This window comes from Bacillus sp. JJ1474 (assembly GCF_036965225.1).
GTDB lineage: Bacteria > Bacillota > Bacilli > Bacillales > Cytobacillaceae > Cytobacillus.
This window is the reverse complement of record NZ_JBALPC010000073.1, coordinates 1-21,970: the sequence shown is the minus strand read 5'-3', so window position 1 is coordinate 21,970 and position 21,970 is coordinate 1. Positions and strand designations below refer to the sequence as shown.

Below are 21,970 nucleotides of genomic sequence, written 5' to 3'. Positions count from 1 at the left end.
TCGTTTCACTCCTTAGAGGGCATCAAAGCTCTGCAATCTTTTCACTTCACTTAAACGTTCGACAAGCTCACTGATCCGATTATCCTTCATTCGAAAGCTTGCTGGATTGACGATTAATCTGGAGGTGATGTCGACTATCCGCTCATATTCAATCAGGCCGTTTTCCTTTAACGTTCTCCCCGTTGAAACAATATCAACAATCCGGTCTGCTAAGCCAATTAATGGCGCCAGTTCAATCGACCCGTTCAGCTTAATAATTTCAACCTGCTCCCCTTGCTCACGGAAATAAGCTGCCGCGACATTCGGGTATTTCGTTGCCACCTTAGGGGCTACGTTATTCATTTTCGTGTTTGGGACGCCTGCCACAGCGAGGTAGCACGCACTTATTTTCAAATCAAGCAACTCGTAAACATCACGCTCTTCCTCAAGCATGACATCCTTCCCCGCAATCCCAAGGTCAGCGACCCCATGCTCTACATAGGTTGGGACATCCATAGGCTTTGCTAAAATAAACCGAAAGCTTTCTTCCGGCACATCAATAATCAGTTTTCTTGAATCATCAAACTCTGGGGGGAGACGAAATCCAGCTTGGCGAAGCAGTTCAACCGCGTCTTCAAAAATTCTCCCCTTTGGCATAGCGATGGTTAAAGCATCCTTCATATTCCTGTCTCCCTCCCCGCTTTGCCGACTAAAAAGGTGATGTCTTCATATTGATTCGTACATTGATCAATGTCCTTCACCCCATTGATATCTTGTAAAACTACTCTTTTTCCAATGCTTCTCTGCTCCTTAGCAACTTGATAAGCTTCCTTCCGCCGTTCCGGACTAAATAATATACAAGTGGCTTGTGGCTCCATTTCTTCGTCCTTAAGGGCCTCAAGCAGGCGGTCAATTCGTATGGCAAAGCCAGTCGCTCCGGTTGCCTTCCCGAATTTTTGCAGTAATTGATCATAACGGCCGCCGCTAGCAATCGGAAAACCAACATTACCCGCATATACCTCGAAAAGGATTCCCGTATAATAGCTCATATGACTCACAAGTGTTAAATCAAATTTCACCTTTTCCACGAGCCCATAGTCATCCATCATTTCATATAACTGCTGGAGCTGAAGAACATCCTTTCTGCCCAAGTCATTCTCAAGGAGGCTATAAGCCATTTCAATCACTTCTGCTCCGCCTCTTAGCTTTAGAAAATCTAGCAGCCGTTGCTTATCAATCGATGAGAGACCGAGTCCCTTCACATGCTCCCGGTAGCCAACATAGTTTTTCTCATATAAGAATCTTGTCAACGCATCAACTCTTTCCTCTGTTCCTAAGATTTGCAGAAAAAGAGTGCGGGTCAATCCGATATGCCCAACAGAAAGCTGAAAATCCTCAAGCCCAGCTTCCTGTAAGGAACTTATAATTAAAGCGAGCCCTTCTGCATCAGCACTAATCGTATAATCGCCAATGCATTCTACCCCAATTTGTTCAAATTCCGCCGGCCGTCCGCCCTCTCTTTGCTGGGCGCGAAACACATTGGCTGAATAAGCAAGGCGGATAGGCAAATCATTTTTTAACAAACGCGAAGCGGCTACTCGCGCAATCGGAGCTGTCATATCTGGGCGAAGGACAAGTGTGTGCCCTTCTTGATCCAGCAGTTTAAATAATTGCTGATCTAATATCGCTGAAGCTGATCCTACTGTTTCATAGTATTCTAGTGTTGGAGTTTCAATAAACTGGTAGCCCCAGCGCTCCATTTCCTCTTCAATCGAAGCTCTTACCTTCCGTTTTCGATTAAACAAATCTGGCAATGTATCTCTCATCCCTAAGGGCTTTTCAAACATAAACAAGCGGCTCAAATCCGTTCACCTCGTATCTTAAATAGCTAAATGCTTTAGTTCGCTAATATGGTAGTAAGTTAAAGATTATTTTATCGCTTATAATTACTTACGTCAACCATTTAATAACTATAATTTTCGAGCAATATCGAAAATTGAAGCAGGATTTTTGTACAAAAAAATAGAGACTCTCTAATAGAGTCCCCATCTTATTGCTTCATTTTCGGATCGAGGGCATCTCGAAGTCCATCTCCCATCAGGTTGAATCCTAATACAGTCAGCATAATAGCCAGCCCTGGGAAAATTAATGTCCAAGGTGCTTGTGTGATATAGTTTTTAGAATCGGCAAGCATTTTCCCCCACTCTGGTGTTGGAGCCAGCGCGCCCATTCCAAGGAATCCTAATGCAGCAGCCTCTATAATAGCAGTGGCAATCGCAAGTGTTGCTTGAACGATAACAGGGGAAATACTATTCGGCAAAATATGACGAAAAAGAATTCGAGTATCCTTCATCCCTACTGCACGTGCTGCCATAATATATTCATCTTGCTTCACGCTTAGCACCTTTGACCGAACAAGTCTTCCGAAGTTCGGGATGTTAATAACCGCAATTGCGATTAGCGCATTTTGTAAAGATGGGCCTAAAATTGACACTACTGCAATGGCCAATAAAATGCTCGGAAACGCAAGCATTATATCAAAAATTCTTGAAATAATGGCGTCTACCCAACGACCATAATAACCAGCGATAATTCCAAGAATGGTCCCGAAAAAGACCGACCCTAACACAGAGAAAAATCCTACCCAAAGGGAGATTCTTGCTCCATATAGAACACGTGAAAAAATATCCCGGCCGAAATCATCAGTGCCAAACCAATGCTTGCTAGAGGGGGCTTGCATTCTCTCTGCTATAACCTGGTCCCTAAAGCTATACGGAGCTATATAAGGAGCAATAATCGCTAAAATAACAAAAAAGATAACAATTCCTAAACCAACTAAAGCCAATCGGTTTTTACAAAATGACAGCCAAGCTTCCTTCCAAGGAGGAATGAGCTTTTCTTCAGAAGCAACTGGCGTAGTATTTGCCGCATTTTTTGCAAGTTCAGCCATTAACAATCCCTCCTATTTGGTATATTTAATTCTTGGATCAACGACTGCATATAACAGATCAACGATTAAGTTTATCAAAACAAAAATGGCTGCAATCACTAATATACCTGACTGGATAACTGGATAATCTCTGTACCCGATTGCATCATATAAATACCGGCCAATGCCAGGCCAGCCAAATATCGTTTCCGTTAAAATCGCTCCGCCTAAAAGCAGCCCTGTTTGCAAACCAATTACAGTTAGAACTGGAATGACCGCATTTATTAATGAATGCTTATAAACGACCCAGAACATTCTTAAACCTTTGGCTCTAGCCGTACGAATGTAATCGGATTTCATAACCTCAAGCATCGTGGCACGCGTCATTCTTGCAATAATAGCCATCGGTATAGTCGCAAGAGCAAGACTCGGCAAGGTTAGATGTTTTAAAACTGTTGTAAACTGATCAAATCTTCCTTGAATTAACGTATCAATTAAATACAAATTGGTAATGGAGGATACTGGGTCCCTTACATTCTCTCTTCCTGTTGTTGGAAACCATCCTAATTCGTTAGAAAATCCCCATTGCATCATTAACCCCAGCCAAAAGATCGGCATGGATACCCCAATAAGTGCAAAGACCATTGCAACGTAATCAAACCATGATTTCGAGAACCAAGCACTGATAATCCCTGCATTCACACCAATAAAAACGGCAATAATCATAGCAACAAGTGTTAACTCAAACGTCGCTGCCAAGAACGGCCATATTTCCTCGTTTATGGGCCCCCTTGTCCTTAGTGAGGTTCCTAGGTCACCATGTAACAGGTTATTAAGATAATCAAAATATTGTAAGTACCAGGGCCTGTCCAAGCCTAGTTCTTTCGTTAATACCGCGATTGACTCCTTCGTTGCCCTTTGTCCAAGAATGATTTGTGCAGGGTTACCTGGAATTGCATGAATAATGGCAAAAACAATGAGTGTCATTCCAAATAATACAGGTATTAATGAAAAAACACGGCGTACCGTATATGTAAGCATTTGTTGTCACCTCTTTTATTACTAAAATAAGGAGGGAAAATTCCCTCCCCATTTTATGATTATTATTTAAATTCCACGTTTGTTAATGCTTCAGAGCCAGTTGGATGCGGCAAGTAATTTGCCACGTCTTTCGCAGCTGCTAATAATGGCGTAGAGTGTACGAGCGGAACCCATGGTGCATCATCATGGATGATTTCTTGCGCTTTTCTGTATAATTCATTACGCTTTTCTTGTTCAGGCTCTGTTTGAGCTTGAATCAAAATATCATGAAGCTCATCATTGCTGTAATAAGAATAGTTATTGCTTCCGATGCTATCTTTGTCTAGCAAAGTATAAAGGAAGTTGTCTGGATCCCCATTGTCCCCTGTCCAGCCAAGCATGAACATATCAAACTCACCTTTTGACGCTTTGTCTAAATACGTTGCCCACTCAACAGATTGGATATTAGCTTTAACACCGATTTTGCTTAAGCTTTCTTGAATAAGCTCAGCAACCTTTTGTGCCTCAGGCATATATGGACGTGCTACAGGCATTGCCCATAGATCGATTTCAAAGCCATTTTCATAACCTGCTTCTTTCAACAAAGCTTTTGCTTTTTCTAAATCATATGGGTATGGTTCGATTGCATCATTGTAGCCTTCAATTGAAGATGGCATTGGATTAACTGCCGCGTCTGCCTTTCCTCCATAGAACGCGTCAATAATCGATTGCTTATCAACTGCATGGTTAATAGCTTGACGAACAAGCTTATTATCGAATGGTTTGCGATTTGTGGTTAAACCGATATACCCAACATTCATAGATGGGCGTTCGATAATTTGTAAATTGTCATTACCTAATACAGTTGCTTCATCTGAATTATTAAGACCATCCATTAAGTCAATCTCGCCTATTGCAAGAGCGTTCAGACGAGCAGTGTTTTCTGGAATTACACGGAAGATAACTTTATTTAGCTTTGGATAGCCATCTTTCCAGTATTCTGTATTCTTTTCAATTGTAATCCTATCATTTTGCTTCCATTCAACGAATTTAAACGGACCAGTTCCAACTGGATTTTCTCTGAATTTATCTCCATACTTTTCAACAGCTGCAGGACTCGCCATGCCAAACGGTGACATCGCAATGTTCTTAAGGAACGGAGCCTGTGGTCTAGTTAGATCAAATTGAACAGTATAATCATCAACAGCCTTCACTTCTTTAATAACATGTCCCTCTTCACCTTTATATCCGCCAAACATTGAGTAGTACGGGAAGCTCTCCTCATTCCCATTCATCCAGCGGTTAAAGTTAAATACAACCGCTTCTGCATTAAAGTCAGTGCCATCATGGAATTTTACACCTTTGCGAAGTTTAAAAGTGTAAGATAAACCGTCATCAGTAACTGACCATTCTTCTGCAAGCCCTGGATTAACCGTAGTATCTTGATCGCCATACTCCAATAATGTTTCAAAGATATTTTCTGTTACTTTGAATGTTTCACCTTCTGTTGTTGAGATTGGATCAAGAGAAGTAGAATCTCCGCTACGTCCATAAACGAGTGTGTCTTTTTTCGCGGATTCGCTGCTGCCGCTGTCACCGCTGTCAGTGCTGTTAGTGCTGTTAGTGCTTCCAGCAGGTTCATTTGATTTGCCGCTGCAGCCAACTAGAAACATACTAATGGCTAATATAGAAATCAGCAGCATTTTGAAAGTCTTTGTCCTCATGTGCATTTTCCCCCATTTTTTTTTTATATCATAAGTGCTGCTTGCTACTTGTTATACAAGTGACATGCAACATAATGACCGTTTAGATTGTGTTCCTCTGGTCTAGTCGTTTTACATATATCCATACACTGTGCACACCGAGTATGGAATGCACATCCTGATGGCGGATTTGAAGGGCTTGGAAGCTCACCCTGAATTAATATTGTTTCCCTCTTCATATCAGGATCCGGTATAGGAACCGCAGAAAGAAGCGCCTGTGTATAGGGATGCTTCGGATTCTCATACAGCTCTTCACTTTCGGCCAACTCTATTAATCTACCTAAATACATCACACCAACCCGGTTGCTAATATGTCGGACAACTCCTAAATCGTGGGCGATAAATATATATGTAAGCTGAAATTCCTTTTGGATATCTTTCATTAAGTTAAGAACTTGGGCTTGGATCGAAACATCGAGTGCTGAAACAGGCTCGTCTGCGATAATAAGCTTGGGCTTTGTCATAAGAGCTTTAGCAATTCCAATCCGCTGGCGCTGCCCACCGCTGAACTGGTGCGGGTATCTTTTCGCATGGTAGCTGCTCAAGCCCACAACTTCAAGCATCTCCTTAACTTGCTTTTTTCGTTCCTCTTTCGTACCGATGCCATGTACAATTAATGGTTCCTCTAATATCTGCTCAATTGAATGGCGCGGATTCAATGATGCATATGGGTCTTGGAATACCATTTGGATATCCCTGCGTGTCTTTCTAAGTTCTGATTTACTCATACTTGTAATCTCTTTATCTTCGAAAACAACCCTGCCGTCGCTTGCTTCTATTAATCGCATGAGCAGCCTTCCTGTTGTCGATTTCCCGCAACCGCTTTCACCAACGATTCCAAGAGTCTCTCCCTTATTCACATAAAAAGAAACATCATCGACAGCCTTCACTTCTCCCTTTTTCCTGCCTAATATCCCCCCCGTTATCGGGAAATACTTTTTCAGGCCATTTACCTCAAGAAGTAACTCCGACATGTTCATCACTCCTCTCCCTCAATGTATGTAGTAAACACCGGACCTTATGCCCATCCGTCTCCATTATATTTAATTCAGGGGATTCTTCATGGCAGCGGTCAAATACCTCCGAACACCTTGCCGCAAACCTACATCCTTTATGAACCGTTCCGGGTGTCGGTACATTTCCTGGAATACTATAAAGGCGATCTTTCTTTCCTCTTAAATCAGGCACTGATTTCAACAGACCCTTCGTATATGGATGCTGAGGATTCTTCAAAATCGTTCGAACATCCCCCTGCTCAACGATTTGGCCTGAGTACATTACTATCACTCGTTCACAAATTTCTGCAACTACACCTAAATCGTGAGTGATGAGAATGATAGATGTGTTAGTTTTTTCGTTTAAATCCTTCATAAGCGCAAGAATTTGTGCCTGGATTGTTACATCAAGAGCAGTTGTCGGCTCGTCCGCAATTAACACCCTCGGATTGCAGGCCATCGCCATCGCAATCATCACTCTTTGTCTCATTCCGCCAGATAACTGATGCGGATACTCAGAGATAATTCCTTCCGCTCTTGGGATTCCAACAAGCTTAAGCAGTTCTATGCTTCTAGCCTTTGCCGCACTTTTTGATGTTGCAGTATGTAAACGAATAGCCTCCATTAACTGGTTTCCAATTGTAAAAAGGGGATTCAGTGAAGTCATTGGCTCCTGAAAAATCATCGAAATTTGATTCCCGCGGATTTTTCTCCATTCTTTTTCAGAGATATTTTTTAAATCCTTTCCTTCAAAAATAATTTCGCCGTTTTCAATTTTACCCGGAGGAGAAGGAATCAATCCCATCGTTGTTAATGAGGTTACACTTTTCCCGCTTCCTGATTCTCCAACAATTCCTAAAATCTCACCCTCGTTCAATTCGAAACTGACTCCATCAATTGCTGGTACAAACTTTTTTCCTGTTTGAAACGATACCTTTAAATCCTTTATTTGAAGAATAGGTTTTTTACTCATATTCACACCTACTTTAAATTTCTTATTTTATTATAACGTCACAAATATTATGAATATGCCAAATCTTTTAATAATTATGACATATGTGAGTAAAATGGTTTGTCGAAATTTATCCTGCGAATAGATTTTTTTACTCCCTAAATTGAGAGCCTAGCTTTCTAACTAGGAAGGCGATTTTTTACACAAAACCAATAACAATACTTAAACGAATATATTTTCTTTTTTGCTATTCTATTACTCATCGTATAAAAAACTTTTTTAATTTATTTATTTAATTACCTTTTCCATTCATTAAAGGAGTCAATTTGATGCTTACAAACAGTTGTAAAAGCTTTCAGCTAATACCTTTATCGTTATCTCGGTAAAGCGTTAAAGTAGCGGTACATAGGACAATCTGGATTAAAGGCTGTTCTATTACTGACAATAAAAAGCTCCGGCAGCCATAAAGGCTTACCGGAGCATTTTTCACTTATTTTATTCCCCCATAGATCGGATCGTCTGCCCACCGTTTTTCCATTTCTTCCGGTGTATAGATAATCCGCATGGGATTTCCGCCGACGAAGGAGCCAGCAGGTACATCCTTGTGCACTAGTGTGCCGGCTGAGACGATGGCGCCGTCTCCAATTTTGATGCCAGGCAGGATCGTGGAATTGGCACCGATCATCACTTCACTGCCAATTTCCACCGGCCCCAGTCTATATTCTTTAATCAAATATTCGTGTGCGAGAATCGTTGTGTTGTAGCCGATAACCGTGTTCCTGCCGACACTGATTTTTTCGGGGAACATAACGTCAAGCATCACCATGAGGGCAAATGACGTCTGTTCACCAACCTTCATTTTCAGAAAGGTGCGATAAAGCCAATTTTTCATCCCCAAGAAAGGGGTGTAGCGAGCTAGCTGAATGACAGCGAAGTTTTTCACTACCTTCCAGAATGGAACGGTTTTATACACATGCCAAAGGGAATTGCCTCCCTCTACTGGAAAGCGTTCCGTTCCCCTCATCCTTTATTAACCTTTAAAATATCGAGTAAATCTTCCATATGATCTATTAGATAATCTGGATCAAATCCTTCTAAAAACTGTTTCCCTTTTAAACTCCACGCAACGCCAACAGTTTGGGTGCCCGCATTTTTCCCTCCTAAAATATCATGGGAATTATCGCCAACCATCATCGCTTCTTCTGGATTTGCTTGGAGCTGTTCTAATGCTTTTAAAATCGGCTCCGGATCAGGCTTCGGATTTTGAACATGATCTAAAGCAACGACCACATCGAAAAATTGATCGAGCTTTGTTAGAGCAAGGCCCATTTTTACCGTTATCATCCCCTTCGTAGTGACAATCCCGATTTTGTAGCCTGCTTCCTTTAAAGTGCGAATCGTTTCAAAGACGCCCGGAAATTCCTTTACAAGCAGGTCATGATTCGTGATATTGAAATCCTTGTAAGCTTCAATCATTTCCTCCACTTTTTCCGGATTAACCGATTCAAATGTTTCCCTAAGTGTCGGTCCCATGAAAGGCAATACATCCTCCCGCTTATAGCGATCCGGATAATAGCTTCCTAACACATGTAAAAAAGAAGATATGATTAGTTCATTTGTATCGATTAATGTCCCATCTAAATCAAATAAGATTGTATTAACTTGAGTGCTCATATACGGTTTCCTTTCTTTTTTCCAAATCTATTCGGTTCCAGATGAATGAAACAATTAATGTTAATAAAATGGCAACCCCTAAGCGAATGAGCAGATGGGGAAGCACCGGTATGCCGAGCGGAACAAATATCAACGTATCTTCCACAACGGCATGACAGGCGACCAGGAATATAAATGCAATCGTTACATCCTTTTTGCTGACCCCGTCCTCTTTTACCGCCTGAATCATAACTCCCGCTCCGAAGGCAAGACCGAATAATAATCCAGCAGCTAGCGTGGTTGAGGTGTTTTCTTTCATCCCTAGCGCTTTCGTGACAGGCGCCATCCATTTTGAAAAAACAGCCAGCCAGTTTAAATCCTTCAAAAATTGAATAACAATCATGAGCGGAATGACAATGATGGCAAGCTGCAATATGCCTAGTCCCGCCTTTTGCAGGGCATCCAGCAGAATGGCTGTCCAGCCCGAAAGCTCCTCTTCCTTAACCGGAATCATCCCATATTTCGCTATTTCCGAACCACCTTGCCAAACTAAATTAATGGCGATGGCAGAAATGATGGCTAATCCAACTCTAACAGCCACAATGATCCAGAGCTTCACACCAACTTTCGCCGCTACACTGGACTCAATCAGCAGGTTATGAGAAAAGGACAGCATTACAGCAATAATAAATACTTCCTTGACTGTTAAATCCAATGTTAATATGGCTCCAATTCCAGCGAAGAGATTCAGCATATTCCCCAAAACGAGAGGAATCGCTGCATCACCTGGCAAGCCAATAAGATTCATCAGCGGCGTAATCAGCTTTATGATCCATGGCAGGACAGGGGTGTGCTGCAGAATGGCGACAATTAATGTGACAGGAAAGATAACTTTCCCCAACGTCCAAGTTGTCTTTAAGCCGGCCTTTATCCCCTTTTTGGACGATTCAAGCAACATTTCTTTTCTCCTTTTTCTTTGATTACAGTTACTTTCGCAAATAAATCGGTTACTTCCGCAAATATATAAGCCGCTTTCGCAAATAAATTGGTCGAATTAAAACTTATAGCATCAGGTCCGATTTTTTTCCGACTATACCTTTAATAACGTTATGCACCATTGTCTAAATAACGCACTTTTGCATAACCTTTCATCCGTCTTAATACTAGTAAAATAATGGCACCCACGATAAGGACAATGGAAATAGTTTGTGCCACTCTCAGCTGCTCAGTGAGCATTAAACTGTCTGTCCGCAGGCCCTCGACAAAAAAGCGGCCGATTGAATACCAGATGACATAGCTGAGAAAAAGCTCCCCGCGGCGCAGATTGACTCTTCTTAATAACAAGAGGATAGCAAATCCGGCAAAGTTCCAAAGCGATTCATATAAAAAAGTAGGATGATAGTAAGTTCCATTAATATACATTTGATTAATGATGAATTCCGGCAGGTGCAAGCCTTCAAGGAAAGATCGAGTCACTTCTCCGCCATGGGCTTCCTGGTTCATAAAGTTTCCCCATCTGCCAATAGCCTGCCCTAATATAATACTAGGGGCCGCAATATCCGCGAGCTTCCAAAATGAAACATTTCGCTTTTTGGCAAATACGTAGGCGGTGATCACAGCTCCAATCAAGGCTCCGTGAATAGCAATGCCACCTTCCCATATTTTCACTATGTCGCCTGGGTTTTGACTATAATAGCCCCATTGAAAAATAACATAGTAGATTCGTGCCGATATAATCGCAATCGGAATGGCAAAAAGCATTAAATCTGCAAATAGGTCCTTCTGCATTCCCCTTTTCTCTGCTTCCCTCATTACTAGAATTAAGGCTAAGGCAATGCCGACACCGATAATAATCCCGTACCAGCGAATCTCAAGCGGCCCTAGAGAAATCGCAATCGGGTTAAGCGGCTGTATCATTGATTCCATAGTCATTGCTCCTTTATAGTTCAATTTTTTCTAACCAAAACTTAATAAGTGCGGTAATCCTTTAGGTGGCGCATTTTTACAAACATGTCCACCCGAGAAAAAATACAAATCCATCAAATTGTCCACGAACGGTGCCTCGCACCTAAGCTTATTCTTTGCTGTCATCCATGACGTCTGCGAGGCGACTACTGAATTGCTCTGCGGCATTAACGCCCATGCGTTTCAAGCGGTAATTCATCGCTGCCACTTCAATAATAACTGCCAGGTTTCGTCCAGGGCGAACCGGAATCGTAATCTTGGGAACGTCCATATCAATGATTTTCATTTTGTCTTCATCCAGCCCAAGCCGTTCATATTGCTTTTTTGAATCCCATATCTCTAGGTCCATCACGATCGAGATTCGTTTATTGCTTAGAACAGCCCCAGCCCCAAACAATGTCATCACATTAATAATCCCAAGACCGCGAATTTCCAGTAAATGCTCGATTAGTTCTGGTGAAGTGCCGACAAGGGTATATTCATCCTCCTGTCTAATTTCCACACAGTCATCAGCCACTAACCGATGTCCGCGTTTTACAAGCTCTAAGGCCGTTTCGCTTTTACCGACCCCGCTCTTCCCTGTAATGAGCACTCCAACCCCGTACACATCGACAAGTACGCCATGGACGGCAGTTGTCGGAGCCAGTTTACTTTCCAGATAATTCGTCAGCAAACTAGAAAATCTCGTTGTTTTTTGGGTCGTTCTTAAGAGGGGGACTGATTCGCGCTTTGAAGCGACAATTAACTCTTCAGGAACCTCAAGGCCTCTTGAGATGATAATCCCAGGTGTAATGTCGGTGCATAACCGTTCAAAGCGAAGCTGACGATCGATCACTCTTAACTTTTCAGTGAATGTGAGCTCTGTTTTTCCAATCAACTGTATTCTATCTGCCGGATAGAATTCGAAATATCCCGCTACTTCAATACCGGGCCTGGAAATATCACTCGTAGTAATCGGCCGGTTGATCCCCTCTTCCCCGCTAATTAACTCAAGGCCAAATTTATCTACAATGTCTTTAGTACAGACCTTTGCCATTCCCATTACCTCCTATTGAAAAGGGGTGGAGCTGGAGCTGCCATGCATGTAACCCCCATTACTACAATAAAAATTAGCTATCCTACATCGTCTTGTTCAGAAATTCAGTTACATATGGTGAGAAATTTTTAGCATATCATCTATTTTAGCACTTTTTAATAAAGAACCAAATTCTACAATCTGAAACACGAGAAAAAAATGCGCCTGTTCGCGCTCATTTTTCCATTTCAAAATAGACAGCATGATATAAATGATTTTATAATAAAATGAATATGATCCACGATAGTATTTTGATTTTTTATAAAAAATTTCAAAAATATGATGAATGAAAGCTATTCTTGGTGGCAGCCTTCCTAGTAATAACAGAATCAAGAATATGGAATAAGAATGAATGACACCTAAGGAGGAACCGAATGAAAATTATCAGAACCACCAGCTATAAAGAAATGAGCTTGAAAGCAGCGGAAATCATGATTGACCGAATCCGAAATAATCCTGAAATCACACTTGGTCTTGCAACTGGCAGTACACCAAAAGGGGTTTACCAAAAGCTAATCGAGGACCATGTGCAAAACCAGACTTCCTATAAAAAAATATTAACCGTCAATCTGGACGAGTATGTTGGAATTGATGAACATGATCCGAATAGCTACCACTTTTTTATGAAGGAACAGCTTTTGGACCATATTGACATCCCGCCTTCCCAAACACATCTGCCAAATGGGATGGCAGAGAATTTGCATGAAGAATGTGCAAAATATGAGGCTTTGATTGAATCCTTTGGAGGAATAGGATTACAGTTGCTTGGCATCGGAGAAAATGGGCATATCGGTTTTAATGAACCCGGTACACCGTTTACTAGTAAAACCCATATGATTGAGCTTGAGGAAAATACGCGGCAAGCGAATGCAAGATTTTTTAATTCTCTTGAGGAAGTTCCTACTCATGCCGTTACGATGGGAATTGCTACGATTATGGCTAGTAAAGAAATTATTCTGCTTGCTTCAGGAAAGTCCAAAGCCAAAGCGATTAGCCAGTTGATAAGCGGGGAGATTGATGAAAGTATTCCTGCCTCAGCGCTTAAGAACCACCCGAATTTCACCATTATTGCTGATGACGAAGCATTAAAATTTGTATAAAGTAAAACTTCTATCAGTGGGGATTTACAGCTTCTTAATCTGTGATAAACATCTTGAAGAGATGGCATATGATGCTGTCTCTTTTTCTGTTTTCCCCTGCACCCATGTCCTTTTCAAGCTTTCATTCATATTATAAGGGTAGATAGCTTAATTTTTACAGAATACAGCAGTTTCGAGAAAAAATAGAAAGGAGCAGCGAAATGAAAATAATGCTGGATGCTGGTCATGGATTTAATACGGCTGGAAAACGCAGCCCGGATGGTATGCAGGAGTATGAATTTACAAGGGCTGTAGCCAATTATGCACGGCCTCTGCTAGAAACCTATCAAAATACCACTGTTTATTTTGCACACTCAGACAATCTGGATGTCCCTCTTCAAGAGCGGACAGATCAAGCGAATGAGTTAGAAGTCGATGTATATGTGGCGATTCATGCAAATGCCTATGGAACGACTTGGAATGCAGCAAATGGGATTGAAACCTATGTGAATATTGGAAAGCCTAAGGATGCCTATGAACTCGCTCAGAAAATCCAAAAGAATTTAGTGATTGCCACAGGATTAAGCGATCGCGGGGTCAAAACTGCCGATTTTCACGTTCTCAGGGAAACTAATATGACGGCTGTCTTAACGGAATGTGGTTTTATGACAAACCGTCAAGAAGCTTCCTTATTGCAGACCGAAACTTACCGGAAAACCTGTGCCGAGGCAATCGTAAAGGCTCTCACAGATCAATACAACCTTAAATTAAAAACCAGTGACAGCACCAATAAGGAACAGCCTTCAGCAAAAAATGGACTTTATAAAGTCCAGGTCGGTGCCTTCAAGGACAAGAAAAACGCAGAGGAACTGGCACAGGCTTTAAAAAAGCTTGGATATTCACCGTTCGTTTATTTTGAATAAAGAAAAGAGGCTGACAGATGAGTCAGCCTTTCTTTTTCTTATCTTTAGCAGGCTCAAGCACTGCTTTTTGAATGATTAAATTCGCTATGGACATGATCACGGCCATGAGTAAAGCTGTTCCAAAACCCGCGATTTCAAATGAACTTCCCATAATGTCGTCAGTAATCATCAGCGTGACCGCATTGATCACAAACAGAAATAACCCTAGCGTTACTAAGGTGACTGGCAATGTTAAAATAATTAAAATCGGCCGAACGAGGATATTTAATATCGAGAGGATCGCACTTGCCCCAACAGCTGCACCGAAGCTTGATACATAAAAGGACTCATCTAAAAAACCTGCTATCGCCACAAACAGTATGGCATTAATTAATATTCCTGCAACCCATCTCATATTAAAACACCCCGTCATTTAAGCTCTCTATGTTTAAAAATCAACTGATTTTGCTTTATTGATATGAATGGCACCTGTTTTCGTTTCAGCTTTTAGCCGTAAAGACTGCTCTGATTGGTTTACGGATTGGAAGCGAAGCACTTTTTGAATCACATCGCTTTTATCCTCAACGATTTGGATCCCGTCTAGATTGACATGCAAGCTTCCGAAATTTGTTTTTAACTCTCCATTAACTGTTAAATGATTCGGAACTTGCAATTCAATTTTCCCAGCCACAGCCTTCGCATCAATGACATCACATTTACCATCCTGAACAGCGCAGAAAACATCGCCATTAATAGAGTGAAGATCGATTTTTTCAAAAGCGCCATCCACATGGATTGCTCCATTCAGCGTTTCGACTTCAATTTGTTCAATATGGCTCTTTTGAATAGTAATTTGTCCATTAGCCGTTTCGACTTCAGTATACTTGCCATTCATATTTTGAATTGAAATTTTTCCATTAGCCGTTTTGGCTTTAAAGGTATTTGCCGTTAATTGCTGGCTGTCGATGGACCCATTAAACAGGCGAATCTTTACCTTATCATATTCCGTTTGAGGAATATAAATAACCGCATCTACTTTCATCCACTTTTGCTGTGTAGCAAAACGAAGCTTTTGACCCTCAACCGCAAAAGTAACATCATTTAAAAAGTTCCGTCGTGCTTCTTCCTGAGTTTCTACCCGGTACACCTTCGCCTTGCACTCAATTCGCACGTCCTTCTGGTCCCAAGGCAGAACCTCCATTTTTCCATTCGCAATATCCACATCTACATCCTTGAAGGAAACATCCCCTTGTTGGAATATATGTGTTATTTCTACAGATTGACCAAAGTTAAAGTCCAAATCCATGTCCTTGATTTTTTTAAAGGCCGAGTCTACAAAATCCAAAATTTTATCCTTTGCAGATTGAAACTTGTAATTGAATGGCTCTTCTTTTTTCGCTTCGTCAAATTTTACAGCAGTAGAAATCTCCTGAAAAAGGTCACCCTTCTTGCCTTCCGCTGATTTACCTGTTTTCTCAAGCTCTTCTAATAGAAAAAGAGCCTCATCCACAGTCAGCTTGCCATCTTCCACCATTTTAAGTATCCGTTTGCGTTCAGCTTGCATATCAATCCCTCCAGCTAAATATGTTTATTTTTATGCTAAAAAGCGTTTCCCGTAAAAATCTGGATGCCTTTAATTATATTCCAAACTGCTACAATGAGACTAAGAACAACCGTAAATAGGACACTCCCGATGAACAGGATTGGAAACTCTGAGTGATTCATCCCTATCTGTGTAATCGCTGCGTAAACAATCACTGGAACCGGGATCAGCAAAATGAGATGGGACAAAAACGCCTTTTTCGCGTGATACTTCGTTCTTTGATCCTCCGTTGCAAAAAATAAAACAAGCGGAAAAAGAATCCCTGCAAACAAAACACTTAAATAGCTTAGTCCTGATAATACTTTACTCGTCTCCATTGCCAACAGCTCCTTCCCCACTATTTACGAAAATAGATAGAGAAGGTTTCACTTTTTATAAACTCATTTATAAAAATTTTTCTATTTGTCCTTTCTATATGATTGCATTTATGAAACAAAAAAAACCGTCTATAATTATGACGGCTTTCCAAATTCATGATAGCAGATTAACTTGCTGCAAGTATTCCCATTGATTGAGGTTTAACTTTATTTAAAGGCCGCAACTAAGTCGATTCGAGGGGCTTCCTTTCTTTTTACCTCATCAATCTTATGGACAAACATTTGAAACACCTTTCGTTTTTCATCTAGATCCTTTATGTACTCTCGTAGCTCGTTATATTTTTCTTCAAATGGCTTATGATATCTTTCACGGATATTTTCAATGATTTCATCGTTCACAGTCGATTGGATGACCTGCTTTGTGATGCCATATTTATACGTATAAACCTTTAATTCCTTCATGATTTCTTCATACTCTAGATTGATCTGGTCAAGAACTTCCGAAATATCCTCTTTCCACTCTTCTAAAGATTTCTCCAAATATGCTTCCAAGTTAACCCTCCTCAATATATTTTTTTACGGATAGAGTTGTCCTTGTCCCCATTATAACGGAATAGATTTACACGAACGTTTCTATTGGATTACAATGCGTTATCATTGGAATAAAAAACAGCACTGTTCACACAGTGCTGCATCCTAAATTATATTATACGTTCGATACACTAGCTTCCTTCTCTTCAATTTGCTTTTGCATTCTTAGTCGATCGCGTTCTAAGATGGGTTTTAGATATTTTCCTGTATAGGATGCTGGAGCTTCGGCTACCTGTTCAGGAGTACCGGTGGCGATGATCGTTCCGCCTTTGTCTCCGCCCTCTGGTCCGAGATCGATGATATAATCTGCCGCTTTAATGACATCTAAATTATGTTCAATGACTAAAACGGTATCTCCGTTTTCCACGAGACGCTGCAGGACAACGAGCAAGCGAGAAATATCATCAACATGCAGACCAGTAGTCGGCTCATCCAGAATATAGAGCGATCGCCCAGTTGAACGGCGATGCAGTTCAGAGGCAAGCTTGACACGCTGAGCCTCACCACCGGAAAGAGTGGTGGCAGGCTGCCCGAGCTTTACATAGCCAAGTCCAACATCATAAATCGTTTGGAGCTTACGGCTGATTTTTGGTATATTTTCGAAAAACACGACCGCATCCTCCACAGTCATGTCGAGAATTTCAGAAATGTTTTTTCCTTTATATTGAACTTCCAGCGTCTCCCGATTATATCGTTTGCCATGACAAACCTCGCATGGGACATATACATCAGGCAGGAAATGCATTTCAATTTTGATGATTCCATCTCCACGGCAAGCTTCACAGCGTCCGCCTTTTACGTTAAAGCTAAAACGTCCTTTTTTATAGCCGCGGACCTTTGCTTCATTTGTTACTGAAAAGACATCACGAATATCATCGAACACACCCGTATAGGTAGCTGGGTTTGAGCGCGGTGTCCGGCCAATTGGCGATTGGTCAATATCGATGACTTTATCTAAGTGCTCAATCCCCTTTATTTCCTTATGCTCCCCAGGCTTTGTCTTCGCTCTATTGAGCTTTTGCGCCAAGGATTTATGAAGAATTTCGTTGATTAATGTACTTTTCCCTGATCCGGAAACACCTGTGACAGAAATGAAAGTACCGAGTGGAATTTTGACACTGACATTCTTCAGGTTATTTTCCTTTGCCCCTTTAATTTCAATAAAACGGCCATCATTTTTTCGGCGCTCGACCGGAAGCGGAATGAACTTTTTCCCCGAAAGATACTCACCCGTCAAAGATTGAGGATCATTCATAACTTCTTCTGGAGTTCCGGCAGAAATAATTTCTCCTCCGTGGACGCCAGCGCCTGGACCAATATCGATTAAGTAATCAGCCGCCATCATCGTATCCTCGTCATGCTCAACAACAATAAGCGTATTTCCGATATCACGCATATTTTTCATCGTGTCAATTAAGCGGTCATTATCACGCTGATGCAGGCCAATCGAAGGCTCGTCCAAAATGTAAAGCACACCCGTTAATCGTGAACCAATTTGAGTAGCTAACCGGATTCGCTGGGCTTCCCCTCCTGATAGCGTTCCTGCAGCGCGGCTTAAAGTCAGATAATCAAGTCCTACATTGACTAAAAAGCCAAGACGTTCTTTTATTTCGCCAAAAATCAGATTGGCGATTTTCATTTCTTTTTCAGATAGTTTCAGATGTTCAAAGAAATGATAGGCTTCCTCTACGGACAGCTCTGTTATTTTGCCGATATGTTGATCAGAAATGAGAACAGCAAGTGTTTCCTTTTTTAAACGATAGCCTTTACATGCTGGACATGGCTTCTGGCCCATATATTTTTCCATTTGCTCACGAATATAGTCAGAGCTTGTTTCTTTATAACGGCGCTCGACATTTCTGATAACCCCTTCAAATTCAATGAGCCCTTCTCTAACTTGTCCAAAATCATTTTCGTAATGGAAAAATATCTTTTCTCCATTGGAGCCATATAAAATTTTTTCAAGGAGATGCTCAGGAATGTCCTTTACCGGAATATCCATTTCAATCCCATAATGGGTACAAACAGCCTCTAGCAGCTGAGGATAGTATTGTGAACTTGTCGGCTCCCATGGTGCAATAGCATGCTGGCGCAATGATAAATCCGAATTAGGAATAATTAAATCCACATCGACCTCGAGCTTAGATCCAAGCCCATCACATTCAGTACAAGCTCCAAATGGGCTGTTAAAGGAAAACATCCGCGGCTCTAGCTCCCCAATAGAAAATCCACAATGAGGACAGGCGTGATTTTCACTAAATAGCAGCTCTTCTTCGCCAATAACATCAATAAGCACTTTTCCGCTTCCAAGCTTCAAAGCTGTTTCAATCGAATCAGCCAGACGAGCAGAAACGCCGTCTTTCACAACAATTCTGTCTATGACTACCTCAATTGAATGTTTTTTATTCTTTTCAAGCTCAATTTCCTCGCCAAGATCAAGCATATCTCCATCAACTCTGACCCGGACAAACCCTTGCTTCTTTACTTCATCCAAAACTTTGACATGTGTGCCTTTTCTTCCAGAAACAATAGGGGCAAGCACTTGAAGCTTTGTTCGCTCAGGGTATTCAAGAATGCGGTCCACCATCTGTTCAATCGTTTGGGAAGAGATTTCAATCCCATGATTTGGACAAGTGGGACGCCCAACTCTTGCATATAATAATCTTAAATAATCATATATTTCCGTCACTGTTCCAACGGTCGAGCGGGGGTTTCGGCTCGTTGTCTTTTGGTCAATCGAAATGGCCGGAGACAAGCCTTCGATGGCATCTACATCGGGTTTATCCATTTGTCCAAGAAATTGGCGTGCATAGGCAGATAAGGATTCCACATATCTGCGCTGCCCTTCTGCATAAATCGTGTCAAAGGCAAGTGAGGACTTTCCAGATCCAGAAAGCCCTGTCAGCACAACTAATTTATCCCTCGGAATGGTGACATCAATATTTTTCAAATTATGTGCTCTGGCGCCTTTTACAATTATATTTTCCATCGCCATTTATACGTCATCCTTCCGCTTTCAGCTCTAAAATCAAATCACGAAGCTCAGCAGCACGTTCAAAATTGAGTGCTTTTGCTTCTTCCTTCATTTCTTTTTCCATTACTTGAATTAGTTTTTCTCTTTCCTTCTTATTAAGCTTGCCAATTTTTGCTGATACTTTATATTCTTCCTGATCCTCCGCAGCAATTGTGGCACGGATTACATCACGGATTTCCTTTTGAATCGTTTGAGGAGTGATGCCATGCTTTTGATTGTATTCTTCTTGAATGGAACGGCGCCGTTTTGTTTCGCTAATCGCTAATTCCATTGAATTTGTCATTTTATCTGCGTACATAATCACATGACCGTTTGCATTTCGCGCCGCCCTACCGATTGTCTGTATAAGTGAACGCTCAGAACGGAGGAAGCCTTCCTTGTCTGCATCAAGAATGGTCACTAATGAAACTTCCGGAATATCAAGCCCCTCTCTCAAAAGGTTGATTCCAACTAGAACATCATAAGTACCAAGGCGCAGTTCACGAATAATTTCAATTCGCTCTAAGGTTTTAACTTCAGAATGCAAATATTGCACCTTAATGCCGATTTCCTTTAAATAATCCGTTAAGTCTTCTGACATTTTTTTCGTCAAGGTGGTAATAAGCACACGCTCATTTCGCTTGATTCGGTCTTGGATTTCTCCGATTAAATCATCAATTTGCCCTTCAATCGGCCGAACTTCGATGATTGGATCAAGCAGCCCAGTCGGCCGGATAATTTGCTGAATCATTTCCGGTGTGTGCTCAATCTCGTATGGGCCAGGAGTTGCAGATACGTAGACAATTTGGTTAATATGCTTTTCAAATTCATTAAACGTCAAAGGCCGATTATCTAATGCTGAAGGCAGGCGGAAACCATGTTCCACGAGCACCGATTTTCTCGCCTGGTCCCCATTATACATCCCGCGAATCTGCGGAAGGGTGACATGGGACTCGTCAATAACGATAAGCAGGTCCTCTGGGAAAAAGTCCATTAATGTATACGGCGTAGAACCTGGAGGCCTTAAAGTTAAATGTCTTGAGTAGTTTTCGATCCCAGAGCAAAAGCCCATTTCTCTCATCATTTCAAGATCATACCGAGTCCGCTGTTCAAGGCGCTGAGCCTCGAGAAGCTTATCATTCTCTCGCATTTCCTTCAGCTTGACTTCCAATTCTTCCTCGATGCTTTGAATGGCCACTCGCATTTTTTCCTCACGAGTTACGAAGTGGGACCTTGGAAAAATCGCTACATGCTCGCGGTCCCCGATGATTTCGCCTGTCAGTGAATCCACCTCGCGAATGCGGTCAATTTCATCCCCGAAAAACTCCACACGAATACAGCGCTCATCCTTTGAAGCCGGGATAATTTCCACTACATCGCCGCGCACTCGGAAAGTCCCGCGCTGAAAAGCGATATCATTTCTTTCATATTGAATATCCACAAGTCTGTGGAGAAGCTGATTTCTTTCAATCTCCATTCCTGTTCGAAGAGATAAAACAAGCTCCCTGTATTCTTCCGGAGAACCTAAACCATAAATGCAAGACACACTGGCAATAATAACAACATCTTTCCGTTCAAATAATGAAGAGGTCGCTGAATGGCGAAGCTTATCAATCTCATCATTAATACTTGCATCTTTTTCGATAAATGTGTCGGTCTGTGGTACATAAGCTTCTGGCTGATAATAATCATAATAGCTGACGAAATATTCAACCGCATTATCCGGAAAAAATTCTTTAAACTCACTATAAAGCTGGCCAGCAAGTGTTTTATTATGAGCAATAATCAGAGTTGGCCGGTTGACCTCTTTGATCACATTTGAAATTGTGAAGGTCTTTCCAGTCCCAGTCGCTCCTAGTAATGTTTGATGCTTTTTGCCGGATCTGAGCCCCTTAACAAGCTGTTTAATCGCTTCTGGCTGATCTCCTTGGGGAGTATATTTTGAGACTAGTGTAAATTGGTCCTTCATAAGAAGCCTCCCATTTTTTCTTCTCTATTAAAAAACCTAACATCCTTTAAGCAGGTGTAGGGGATATGTGTTTTCTCAGTTGATTAAATATATGAATTTACGTAAAACATTCTATAAACATTCTACCACAAAGCAATGAAAACTAACCACTAATATACGAACGGA

20 protein-coding genes are annotated in these 21,970 nt (G+C 41.4%); 2 read left to right on the top strand and 18 right to left on the bottom strand.

What is annotated here, in order from left to right; all coding sequences use genetic code 11:
- Window positions 1–12 precede the first annotated feature (12 nt).
- From hisG to hprK, 12 genes are all read right to left on the bottom strand, one after another.
- On the bottom strand, window positions 13–660 hold the full coding sequence (gene hisG, locus V7164_RS10725) for an ATP phosphoribosyltransferase (protein ID WP_335344015.1): 648 nt from the start codon (window positions 658–660) through the stop codon (window positions 13–15).
- Window positions 657–1,841: an ATP phosphoribosyltransferase regulatory subunit gene (locus V7164_RS10720; RefSeq protein ID WP_335344014.1), complete on the bottom strand. Its 1,185-nt coding sequence runs from the start codon at window positions 1,839–1,841 to the stop codon at window positions 657–659. Before V7164_RS10720 ends, hisG begins: the two co-directional genes overlap by 4 nt.
- Window positions 1,842–2,029: 188 nt before the next feature.
- On the bottom strand, window positions 2,030–2,929 hold the full coding sequence (locus tag V7164_RS10715; protein WP_335344013.1) for an ABC transporter permease: 900 nt from the start codon (window positions 2,927–2,929) through the stop codon (window positions 2,030–2,032).
- Between the two features lie 12 nt (window positions 2,930–2,941).
- Window positions 2,942–3,949 carry an ABC transporter permease gene (locus tag V7164_RS10710; RefSeq protein WP_335354065.1) on the bottom strand — a complete coding sequence of 336 codons (1,008 nt, stop codon included), beginning with the start codon at window positions 3,947–3,949 and terminating at the stop codon, window positions 2,942–2,944.
- 62 nt (window positions 3,950–4,011) lie between these two features.
- On the bottom strand, window positions 4,012–5,652 hold the full coding sequence (locus V7164_RS10705; protein WP_335344011.1) for an ABC transporter substrate-binding protein: 1,641 nt from the start codon (window positions 5,650–5,652) through the stop codon (window positions 4,012–4,014).
- A 44-nt stretch (window positions 5,653–5,696) separates the two neighbouring features.
- On the bottom strand, window positions 5,697–6,665 hold the full coding sequence (locus V7164_RS10700; RefSeq protein WP_335344010.1) for an ABC transporter ATP-binding protein: 969 nt from the start codon (window positions 6,663–6,665) through the stop codon (window positions 5,697–5,699).
- Window positions 6,646–7,659, bottom strand: coding sequence for an ABC transporter ATP-binding protein (locus tag V7164_RS10695; RefSeq protein ID WP_335344009.1), 1,014 nt, complete (start codon window positions 7,657–7,659; stop codon window positions 6,646–6,648). Before V7164_RS10695 ends, V7164_RS10700 begins: the two co-directional genes overlap by 20 nt.
- Before the next feature lie 469 nt (window positions 7,660–8,128).
- Window positions 8,129–8,662, bottom strand: coding sequence for an acyltransferase (locus V7164_RS10690; protein WP_335354064.1), 534 nt, complete (start codon window positions 8,660–8,662; stop codon window positions 8,129–8,131).
- Window positions 8,659–9,312, bottom strand: coding sequence for a pyrophosphatase PpaX (gene ppaX / locus V7164_RS10685; RefSeq protein WP_335344428.1), 654 nt, complete (start codon window positions 9,310–9,312; stop codon window positions 8,659–8,661). The genes V7164_RS10690 and ppaX overlap by 4 nt, the downstream gene beginning before the upstream one ends.
- Window positions 9,296–10,249: a nucleoside recognition domain-containing protein gene (locus V7164_RS10680; RefSeq protein WP_335354063.1), complete on the bottom strand. Its 954-nt coding sequence runs from the start codon at window positions 10,247–10,249 to the stop codon at window positions 9,296–9,298. The genes ppaX and V7164_RS10680 overlap by 17 nt, the downstream gene beginning before the upstream one ends.
- Before the next feature lie 149 nt (window positions 10,250–10,398).
- Window positions 10,399–11,217, bottom strand: a complete 819-nt coding sequence (gene lgt, locus V7164_RS10675) for a prolipoprotein diacylglyceryl transferase (RefSeq protein ID WP_335344426.1) — start codon at window positions 11,215–11,217, stop codon at window positions 10,399–10,401.
- 148 nt (window positions 11,218–11,365) lie between these two features.
- On the bottom strand, window positions 11,366–12,292 hold the full coding sequence (hprK, locus tag V7164_RS10670) for an HPr(Ser) kinase/phosphatase (protein WP_335344425.1): 927 nt from the start codon (window positions 12,290–12,292) through the stop codon (window positions 11,366–11,368).
- A 413-nt stretch (window positions 12,293–12,705) separates the two neighbouring features.
- On the opposite strand from hprK, the gene nagB reads away from it, so the two are divergent.
- Together nagB and V7164_RS10660 are read left to right on the top strand one after the other, a co-directional pair.
- Window positions 12,706–13,431, top strand: a complete 726-nt coding sequence (gene nagB, locus V7164_RS10665; RefSeq protein ID WP_335354062.1) for a glucosamine-6-phosphate deaminase — start codon at window positions 12,706–12,708, stop codon at window positions 13,429–13,431.
- A gap of 200 nt (window positions 13,432–13,631) precedes the next feature.
- Window positions 13,632–14,333, top strand: a complete 702-nt coding sequence (locus V7164_RS10660) for an N-acetylmuramoyl-L-alanine amidase (RefSeq protein WP_335354061.1) — start codon at window positions 13,632–13,634, stop codon at window positions 14,331–14,333.
- Window positions 14,334–14,355: 22 nt separating this feature from the next.
- On the opposite strand, the gene V7164_RS10655 is transcribed toward V7164_RS10660, so the two are convergent.
- The 6 genes from V7164_RS10655 to uvrB all read right to left on the bottom strand — a co-directional run bounded on the left by V7164_RS10655 (window position 14,356) and on the right by uvrB (window position 21,805).
- A complete protein-coding gene (locus V7164_RS10655; protein ID WP_335344422.1) occupies window positions 14,356–14,727 on the bottom strand; it encodes a phage holin family protein in 372 nt (123 codons plus the stop codon).
- Window positions 14,728–14,760: 33 nt separating this feature from the next.
- Window positions 14,761–15,876, bottom strand: a complete 1,116-nt coding sequence (locus V7164_RS10650) for a DUF4097 domain-containing protein (RefSeq protein WP_335344421.1) — start codon at window positions 15,874–15,876, stop codon at window positions 14,761–14,763.
- A 35-nt stretch (window positions 15,877–15,911) separates the two neighbouring features.
- The gene (locus V7164_RS10645) at window positions 15,912–16,232 is read right to left on the bottom strand and encodes a DUF4870 domain-containing protein (RefSeq protein ID WP_335344420.1); all 321 of its coding nucleotides are present in this window, start codon (window positions 16,230–16,232) and stop codon (window positions 15,912–15,914) included.
- A 207-nt stretch (window positions 16,233–16,439) separates the two neighbouring features.
- Entirely contained in the window at window positions 16,440–16,784 is a 345-nt protein-coding gene (locus V7164_RS10640) for a hypothetical protein (RefSeq protein WP_335344419.1), read from the bottom strand.
- Window positions 16,785–16,938: 154 nt separating this feature from the next.
- Window positions 16,939–19,818, bottom strand: coding sequence for an excinuclease ABC subunit UvrA (gene uvrA / locus V7164_RS10635; protein WP_335344418.1), 2,880 nt, complete (start codon window positions 19,816–19,818; stop codon window positions 16,939–16,941).
- Window positions 19,819–19,825: 7 nt separating this feature from the next.
- Entirely contained in the window at window positions 19,826–21,805 is a 1,980-nt protein-coding gene (gene uvrB, locus V7164_RS10630) for an excinuclease ABC subunit UvrB (protein ID WP_335344417.1), read from the bottom strand.
- Between the last annotated feature and the right edge of the window lie 165 nt (window positions 21,806–21,970).